At 69.1% G+C, this 7,106-nt stretch carries 9 protein-coding genes and 2 pseudogenes; 5 read left to right on the top strand and 6 right to left on the bottom strand.

The annotated features are described in order from the left end of the window. Positions 1-221: pseudogene (locus ACIHCQ_RS42920) on the top strand (hypothetical protein); the annotation flags it as partial. After that, positions 181-286: pseudogene (locus ACIHCQ_RS42915) on the top strand (DUF397 domain-containing protein); the annotation flags it as partial. The pseudogenes ACIHCQ_RS42920 and ACIHCQ_RS42915, both read left to right, overlap by 41 nt. 176 nt (positions 287-462) lie before the next feature. Here the strand turns inward: ACIHCQ_RS42915 and ACIHCQ_RS42910 are convergent. Continuing rightward, positions 463-783, bottom strand: coding sequence for a DUF6191 domain-containing protein (locus tag ACIHCQ_RS42910; protein ID WP_399674545.1), 321 nt, complete (start codon positions 781-783; stop codon positions 463-465). Between the two features lie 48 nt (positions 784-831). Beyond that, positions 832-1,047, bottom strand: a complete 216-nt coding sequence (locus ACIHCQ_RS42905) for a hypothetical protein (RefSeq protein ID WP_399674543.1) — start codon at positions 1,045-1,047, stop codon at positions 832-834. Here ACIHCQ_RS42905 and ACIHCQ_RS42900 point away from each other — a divergent pair. Both ACIHCQ_RS42900 and ACIHCQ_RS42895 read left to right on the top strand, forming a co-directional pair. Next, on the top strand, positions 969-1,508 hold the full coding sequence (locus ACIHCQ_RS42900; protein ID WP_399674541.1) for a SigE family RNA polymerase sigma factor: 540 nt from the start codon (positions 969-971) through the stop codon (positions 1,506-1,508). The two genes, ACIHCQ_RS42905 and ACIHCQ_RS42900, sit on opposite strands and share 79 nt — an antisense overlap. Then, a complete protein-coding gene (locus ACIHCQ_RS42895; RefSeq protein ID WP_399674540.1) occupies positions 1,505-2,326 on the top strand; it encodes a hypothetical protein in 822 nt (273 codons plus the stop codon). The genes ACIHCQ_RS42900 and ACIHCQ_RS42895 overlap by 4 nt, the downstream gene beginning before the upstream one ends. A 56-nt stretch (positions 2,327-2,382) precedes the next feature. Here ACIHCQ_RS42895 and ACIHCQ_RS42890 read toward each other — a convergent pair whose 3' ends face one another. Further along, entirely contained in the window at positions 2,383-3,015 is a 633-nt protein-coding gene (locus ACIHCQ_RS42890) for a response regulator (RefSeq protein ID WP_399674549.1), read from the bottom strand. 192 nt (positions 3,016-3,207) lie between these two features. On the opposite strand from ACIHCQ_RS42890, the gene ACIHCQ_RS42885 reads away from it, so the two are divergent. Then, positions 3,208-3,837: a hypothetical protein gene (locus tag ACIHCQ_RS42885; protein ID WP_399674538.1), complete on the top strand. Its 630-nt coding sequence runs from the start codon at positions 3,208-3,210 to the stop codon at positions 3,835-3,837. Between the two features lie 24 nt (positions 3,838-3,861). Here the strand turns inward: ACIHCQ_RS42885 and ACIHCQ_RS42880 are convergent, their stop codons facing one another. Genes ACIHCQ_RS42880 through ACIHCQ_RS42870 form a run of 3 tightly spaced genes read right to left on the bottom strand, consistent with a single transcriptional unit; the run spans position 3,862 to position 6,703 of the window. Continuing rightward, on the bottom strand, positions 3,862-5,022 hold the full coding sequence (locus ACIHCQ_RS42880; protein WP_399674536.1) for a sensor histidine kinase: 1,161 nt from the start codon (positions 5,020-5,022) through the stop codon (positions 3,862-3,864). 11 nt (positions 5,023-5,033) lie between these two features. Further along, positions 5,034-5,774 (bottom strand): ABC transporter permease, encoded by a 741-nt coding sequence (locus ACIHCQ_RS42875; protein ID WP_399674534.1) that lies wholly within the window; start codon positions 5,772-5,774, stop codon positions 5,034-5,036. Then, positions 5,774-6,703 (bottom strand): ABC transporter ATP-binding protein, encoded by a 930-nt coding sequence (locus ACIHCQ_RS42870; protein ID WP_399674533.1) that lies wholly within the window; start codon positions 6,701-6,703, stop codon positions 5,774-5,776. Before ACIHCQ_RS42870 ends, ACIHCQ_RS42875 begins: the two co-directional genes overlap by 1 nt. Positions 6,704-7,106 lie beyond the last annotated feature (403 nt).

The following is a 7,106-nucleotide window of genomic DNA, read 5'->3' as shown; positions in this document are numbered from 1 at the left end:
GCGGGGGACCAGCCTGCCCAACACCGTTCGGGGCAGCGCCACCGAGCAGCAGTCCTGGCACCAGGACTCACTCCCGCTCAGTGTCTAGGAACGGTTCGCTCCGGTACGACCACTTGCAGGCCGCCGCGCTCTCCGTGGAGGATTCGGCGGGACTGATCGCCCGCGTAATGGAGGAACGCTATGGACACCAGTCAGGATCTGATGGGCGTGCGGTGGCGTAAGTCGTCGTACTGCTCTGACACCGGCGGCGACTGCGTCGAGGTCGCGGCCCAGCCCTTGCCGTATCGCCGTCCGCGACTCCAAGAACCCCGAGGGCCCGGCCCTCACCGTCACCCCCCTCCGCCTTCACGGCGTTCGTGGCTGCGGCAACTCAGGGCAGCGTCTGAGGGACTCAGGGACTCAGGGACTCAGGGACATAGGAGGGCGGCCCGACCAGACGAATTCTCTGGCCGGGCCGCCCTCCTATGTGCCCTCCTGCGGCATCCGGACGACCGCTGTCCCGCCGTCCAGGTCAACCGTCGTCCGGTTCGGCGGCGCCCCGTCTTCCTCGTCGTCCCGCATGAGGAGCGCCGACTGCCGCTCTTTGAGCTCGCTCTGCTTGCCCGGTGAGAAACTCGCGTGCAGTTGCTCGAACCCGGTCGCCGATATCTGGCCCTGCCGGGCCGCGTTCCGCCATGGCAGCACTCCGGCTCGCCCGGCGCGCAGCAGCAGTTGATCGACGAAGGCCAGGACGGTCAGCAGGATGACGAGCCCGGGGAGGGTCGCGAAGACCACGAATTCCATGGCTGAAGTATCCGGTCGCATGGGGCCGTCGGGCTAGGCCGTGACGGATCAGGTCCTGAGCGTGCCCCGGTAGCCGACCGGTCCGTCGCCCGGGAACTGGGCCGTTCCCTGGAATCGGGAGACACGTCGGCGGGTGAGGCAACGGTTTGGACGTCCCGTGGACTCCATTGTGTGAGGGGGTGCCCATGGGGGAGAAGCAGACGCTGGACGAAGAGTTCCAGCAATTCGCCACCGCTCGCTGGCCCAGGCTGTTGCGTACGGCATATCTGTTAACGGGCGAGCAGCACGCGGCAGAAGACTTGGTCCAGTCGTCACTGGAGCGGGTCTATGTGTCCTGGCGCAAGGTGAGCGCGGCAGACGATCCGGACGCCTACGTCAGACGGGTCATGGTCAACGCACATGCCCGCAAGCACCGTAAGCGGCTCAAGGAGTATCTGTCGCTGAACGGCGACACCGGCGTTGACCGGGAGCTGCCCGAGCGCGGTGACCGGATGGCGCAGGCCGACGACCGGGCGGCGCTGCTGCGTGCCCTGGCCCAACTGCCGCCGCGCCAGCGGGAGGCGGTGGTCCTGCGCTACTGGGAGGACCTGAGCGAGGCGCAGGCGGCGGAGTGCATGGGGTGTTCCGTCGGCGCGGTGAAGAGCAATGCGTCAAAGGGGCTCGCCAAGTTACGTGCCATACCTGTGCTGGCGGGCGCTGTTGGAAGCCGAGGGACCTGGGGATGAGAGATGAGGGACAGAGCACGGTGGAACTGGACATAGAGCTGCGGGCGGAACTCGCTGAGGAGCTGAGTGCCGACTTGGCGGAGGCGGCGGAGGGTGTGCGGGTCGGACCCGTGCCCACTGCGGCGGTGATGGCCGGGGGCCGCCGCCGCAGGTTGCGGCGCCGGAGCGTGGTGACGGCGCTGGCACTGGCGGTGCTGCTGCCGGCGGGCGGCCTCACGGTGGCGGTGGCGACGGGCGGCGAGGAGACCGGGAGCCGAGGCGGCGTGGCGGCCCAGCCGGCGGCCCCGGGCGTGTTCACTCCGGTCACGGGGACAGTGGGCACAGTGAAGCTTCCGAACGGGACGACGAAGAAGATCGAGGTCACGGTCTACGGGGCGCCGGGCACCGCGACGGTGATGTTCAAGCAGCTCGATTTCGCGCGGGAGCGGGGGGATCTGTGGTCGAAGCTCCCGGAGGACATGCTCGTCCCGGCACCGTCGCGCCAGCCCTTCGCCCACATGTGGTTCTCCGTTGCTTTCGTGGAGGGCGACAAGCGTGAACCGCTCCCTATGGGCCCGATCTCCCTACACCAAACCGGCTCCCTCCATATCAGTCCCGTGGACAGAACGATGGGAGTGGGCATCGCCCCAAGGGGATCCAGCGTGGAAGTCGACTGGCGCAAGGGGCAGAAGGCGAGGCCGCGCCTCGTCTCCGTTCCGGGGGTCGACGCTGTCAAGTTCTACATCGTGGCCATACCCGAGAATGTGGTCAACCTTCAGCCGATCATCACGTTCCACAACCAGGAGGGGGAGGCCATCCCGACCATCCCCCAGAGCTGAGCCGGGCGGCGGGAAGGCGGGGCGACGGGCGGCCCGGGCCGCGAGCCCAACCACCGTCACAGCCATCCCTGTTGACGGGCGGCCCGCACCGCCTCCATGCGGTTGCGCGTGCCCGTCTTGCCGATCGCCGACGACAGATAGTTCCGTACGGTCGACTCGGACAGGTGCAGCGTCGCCGCTATGTCGGAGACCGTCGCACCGTCCACGGCGGCATTGAGCACGTCCCGCTCGCGCGCGGTGAGCGGGCTGGGCCCCGCGCTCAGCGCCGCCGCCGCCAGCGCCGGGTCGATCACCCGCTCCCCGGTCAGCACCCGCCGGATCGCTGCCGCCAGCTCCTCCACCGGCCCGTCCTTGACCAGGAACCCGGCGGCACCCGCCTCCATCGCGCGCCGCAGATAACCGGGCCGCCCGAAGGTGGTGAGGATCAGCACCCGGCAGTCGGGCACCTCGTGCCGTAGCTCGGCAGCGGCGTCGAGCCCGCTGCGGCCGGGGAGTTCGATGTCCAGCAGGGCGACATCCGGCCGTGAGATGAGCGCGGCGTCCATGATGGCGTCGCCCCTGGCGACTTGGGCGACCACCTCGATGTCCGGCTCAAGACCGAGCAGGAGCGCGAGCGCGCCGCGCATCATCCCCTGATCCTCGGCGAGGAGTACACGAATGGACTTGGCGGGCCGGTGATCCGGGGGCATCTCTTCCACGGTGTAAGGATACGACGGGGGAAGGCGGCCGGAATACGCAATTCCCCGACAACCCTGATGCCCCTGATAACCGGAGGTTCTGATACGGAATCCTTAACCCCGCATATAACCACTTCCGTCCGCGTGCCGCCCCTTGACTCGGGAAGCCCTGAACGAGACTATCTCGGCAGCGTCCAGGAGGGCGTGGATGACCTTTCGGGGGAGGGGCTTTCCATGGGGTTGCCGAGAAGATCTGGGGATTTGCTTCAGCGGGATGAAATCGAGTTGCCGGGCAGGCGGGATTTCCTGGGCAGAGCGCTCGGCGTGACGGCCGGTCTGGTCGGAGTGGGGCTCACAACCGGTACGTTCGCGACCCCGGCCGCCGCCAAACCCTCCGGGGTGCAGGCGACCCAGAGCAGCTGGCGTTTCTGTCAGAAGTGCTTTGCGATGTATTACTGGGGCTATCCGACCGATGGCGTCTGTCCGGCCGGTGGTGCGCACAGTGCGCAGGGCTACAACTTCGTCCTGCCGTACAGCGTGCCCGCGACTTCGACGGCTCAGCCGGACTGGCGTTTCTGTCAGAAGTGCTTTGCGATGTATTACTGGGGCTATCCGACCGACGGTGTCTGTCCGGCCGGTGGTGCGCACAGTGCGCAGGGCTACAACTTCGTCCTGCCGCATGATGTGCCCGCGACTGCGACGGCTCAGGACAGGTGGCGTTTCTGCGAGAAATGTTTCGCCATGTTCTATTGGGGCTATCCGACGGATGGTGTGTGCCCGGCATTCGGTGCGCACAGCGCCCAGGGATACAACTTTGTCCTCCCGCATTGGTAGACCCTGGTTTATAGAGACCGGGTTTTATAGAGACCCGGGCCCCGGATCCGCGTCCACCGGCAGTTCGGCGCTGACCCGGAAGCCGCCGCGTGGCCATGGCCCCGCCTCCAGGGATCCGCCCGCCGCCGCGAGGCGTTCGGTCAGGCCCTTCAGGCCCGTTCCGGCGGTTGTGGAGGGGGCGGGGGCGGCGCCGCGGCCGTTGTCCGTGATGGTCAGGCGGACCCGCTCATGGGTGCCGTCCACCGTGATCTCGCAGTTCGCCGCGCCACTGTGGCGTACGGCATTGGTCACCGCCTCCCTGACCACCCAGCCCAGCAACGTCGCCGTCTGAGGTTCGAGCGGAGGGCCCGACTGGCGGACGACCGGCTCGATCCCGGCGGCGGTGAGCGCCGAGCGCGCCCGGTCGAGATCCTCGGCGAGGCTGCCCTCGCGGTAGCCGGTGACGGCCTCGCGGATCTCGGTGAGGGCCTGTCGGCCCACCGATTCGATGTCGGTGATCTGGGCGAGTGCCGCGCCCATGTCCCGGGGGGCGAGTCGGCGAGCGGCCTCCGACTTCACCACGATTACCGAGAGCGTGTGGCCGAGCAGATCGTGCAGATCGCGAGAGAAGCGCAGCCGTTCCTTCTCGACGGCGGAGCGGGCCAACTCCTCGCGTGCCGCGCGGAGTTCCTTGACGGTCTCCGTCAGAGTGAGGATGGAGGCGGTCACCATGCAGGAGAGGAAGGTCCCGTATGCGACGTTGATGGCGCCCCAGCCGTCCCGTACCCCGGCGATGACCCCGGCAAGAGCGGACAGGCCCAGTCCCACCGGGCCGAGTCGCCTGCCCCGCAGGACCGATCCGACAGCCAGGCCGAGCAGCGGGAAGAAGAGCAGCCAGCTGCCGCCGTAGCCGATAGCGAGGCCGCAGGTGATCGCGGTCAGCGCGACCAGCGCCCAGCGGGTGGAGCGCGCTTCCCGCCCTTCCTTGTAGAAGGCGCGGAACACCACATGGATATAGAGGGAGTTGAAGGCCACCATGCCGATCCCACCGACCCAGGGATTCGGGGTCTTGCCCTGGAGGAGATTAGAGAAGGCGCCCATGCCCATCAGCAGCCACGGCAGCATGGCGAAGCCGTTGGGCGGACCCATGCCTTCGGGGGCGGGGCCGCTCCCTCTCGGGCCGCCCCTCTTGTTCTGCCGGCGCATCGTCGCTCCCGTCACGCGGTCCGTGCCGACCGCCGGTACGAGGTCACAGCGTACGAGCCGAAGACCAGCAGCCAGGCCGCGAGGACGGTCACCGTCCCCAGACCGGGGGCCGTGCCCTGTGTCGTGGACAGGCCCAGGTCCGCGAAGCGATTCGTCGGCGTGAGCGAGGAGAGCGAACGCAGCCAGTCCGGGAACAGGCTGACCGGGAACCACAGACCGCCGACCACGGCGAGCCCCAGATTGCAGGCGACGTTCACCATGGCCGTGGTCTGGGCGGTCAGACGGTAGCCGTTGCCGATTCCGAGGAGGGTGAAGGGGAAGGCGCCGATCCACAGCAGCAGGGCCAGCGCCGGCCACTGCCAGGCGTCCAGCCGCACACCGTTGACCAGGCCGCCGGCGGCGAGCACCGCGAGGATCGCGGGCAGCACCGTCACTGAGCCGGTGGCAGCCCGGCCCGCCACCACCTGGCGGGGGGTCATCGGGGTGATCCTCAGTTGCCGCAGCCAGCCGATCGTCTTGTCCTCCGCGACGCCCATGCCCGTGGAGATGGCGGCACCGAGGGCTCCGTACGCCGCCATGCCGACCATCGACGCGGTCTTCCAGTCGGCAGCCTCGCCGTCGCCCCCGTCACCGCCGTCGCCCCCGAGGTTGGTGAACAGCAGATACATCAGCACCGGCATACCGATGCCGATGATCACGAACCCGGGATCGCGGAACGTCCGGCGCACTTCGAGCTTGAGGTATTCGAGCATCACACGGACTCCTTGAGCGGCGCGGGCCGGGAGGTGAGGGCGAGGAAGGCGTCCTCCAGCGTGGCCGGGGCGACTTCGAGGCCGCGGATCGCGCCGAGCCGGGCGAGTTCGACGACCGTGGCGTCCGAGTCGTCCGTACGCAGCCGGGCGCGGTCCCCGCGTATCTCGACCGAGCTGACGCCGGGAAGCAGGCCAAGACCCTCCGTGCCGCGCCCCGCCAGGTCGAAGGCGACGAGGCTGCCGCCGACCGCGCTCTTGATCCGCTCTCCGCTCCCGTCGGCGACGATCCGGCCGTGGTCGATGACGACGATCCGGTCGGCATTGCTGTCGGCCTCCTCCAGATAGTGCGTGGAGAACAGGATCGTGTTGCCGCGTGAGGCGTAGATGCGCATGGACACCCAGAAGGCATGCCTGGCCTCGACGTCCAGCGCCGCGGTCGGCTCGTCCAGCACGATCAGCTCCGGGTTCCCGGCCAGCGCGACGGCGAAGCGCACCCGCTGTACCTGACCGCCCGAAAGCTTGTCGGCGCGGCGGTCCGCGAGCTCGGTCAGCCCCGCCAGCTCCAGCGCCTCGGCGACGGGCAGCGGACGCGGGTAGGTGCTCGCCACGAAGGTGACCAGTTCGCGCACGGTCACCCGGGGAATCGGGCGGCCGTCCTGGAGCATCGCGCCGACCCGCCCGGCGGCGACCGCCTGCGCGGGGGCGCGGCCGAAGAGGCTCACGCGACCGGCGTCGGGCGTGTCCAGGCCGAGCATGAGACTGATGGCGGTCGACTTGCCCGCGCCGTTGCGGCCGAGCAGAGCGACCGTCTCGCCGCGCCGGATGTCGAGGTCGACGGAGTCGACGGCACGTACCGCGCCGAAGGCTTTCGCCGTACCGGCGAGGCTTACCGCGGGCGTGTCGGGCTGTGTCGTGGGGTTCTGGGGCATGGGGACGACGCTACGGAGGGGCGCAGGGCCCCGGCAGATGCGCGTGTACGGACTCGGCGGTGACAAATGTCCTTGTCGGGGGCTCTGCCCCCGAACCCCCGCGCCTCAATCGCCGACGGGGCTTGGGTTGCCGGTGGCCCGGCAATTCAAGCCCGTCCGGCGATTGAGGACCGGGTCTGGGGCGGAGCCCCAGTTCGGGAAGGGCCGGGGTGGGGAAAGGCCCGCCGCAGGCGCAACCCGCACCCCCGGCGGGCATACCTGACATGCCGTCAGGAGGCTTCACAAGTCCTGACGCCTGCGTTATACATAATGGCCATCGGCTAGAACGCGTTCTAGAACAGAGGCGTGTCGGGGCCGGTCCCGTACGACCTCGGTGCGGCCGACGGTGCGGACGGCCGCGCCG

It is taken from the genome of Streptomyces sp. NPDC052236, assembly GCF_044548015.1.
Lineage (GTDB): Bacteria > Actinomycetota > Actinomycetes > Streptomycetales > Streptomycetaceae > Streptomyces.
This window is presented reverse-complemented; position numbering and strand designations above follow the sequence as displayed.

Coding starts and splice junctions, on each gene's coding strand:
- ACIHCQ_RS42910 (WP_399674545.1), bottom strand. CDS start 783: ATGGAATTCGTGGTCTTCGCGACCCTCCCCGGGCTCGTCATCCTGCTG.
- ACIHCQ_RS42900 (WP_399674541.1), top strand. CDS start 969: ATGGGGGAGAAGCAGACGCTGGACGAAGAGTTCCAGCAATTCGCCACC.
- ACIHCQ_RS42905 (WP_399674543.1), bottom strand. CDS start 1,047: ATGCCGTACGCAACAGCCTGGGCCAGCGAGCGGTGGCGAATTGCTGGA.
- ACIHCQ_RS42895 (WP_399674540.1), top strand. CDS start 1,505: ATGAGAGATGAGGGACAGAGCACGGTGGAACTGGACATAGAGCTGCGG.
- ACIHCQ_RS42890 (WP_399674549.1), bottom strand. CDS start 3,015: ATGCCCCCGGATCACCGGCCCGCCAAGTCCATTCGTGTACTCCTCGCC.
- ACIHCQ_RS42880 (WP_399674536.1), bottom strand. CDS start 5,022: ATGCGCCGGCAGAACAAGAGGGGCGGCCCGAGAGGGAGCGGCCCCGCC.
- ACIHCQ_RS42875 (WP_399674534.1), bottom strand. CDS start 5,774: ATGCTCGAATACCTCAAGCTCGAAGTGCGCCGGACGTTCCGCGATCCC.
- ACIHCQ_RS42870 (WP_399674533.1), bottom strand. CDS start 6,703: ATGCCCCAGAACCCCACGACACAGCCCGACACGCCCGCGGTAAGCCTC.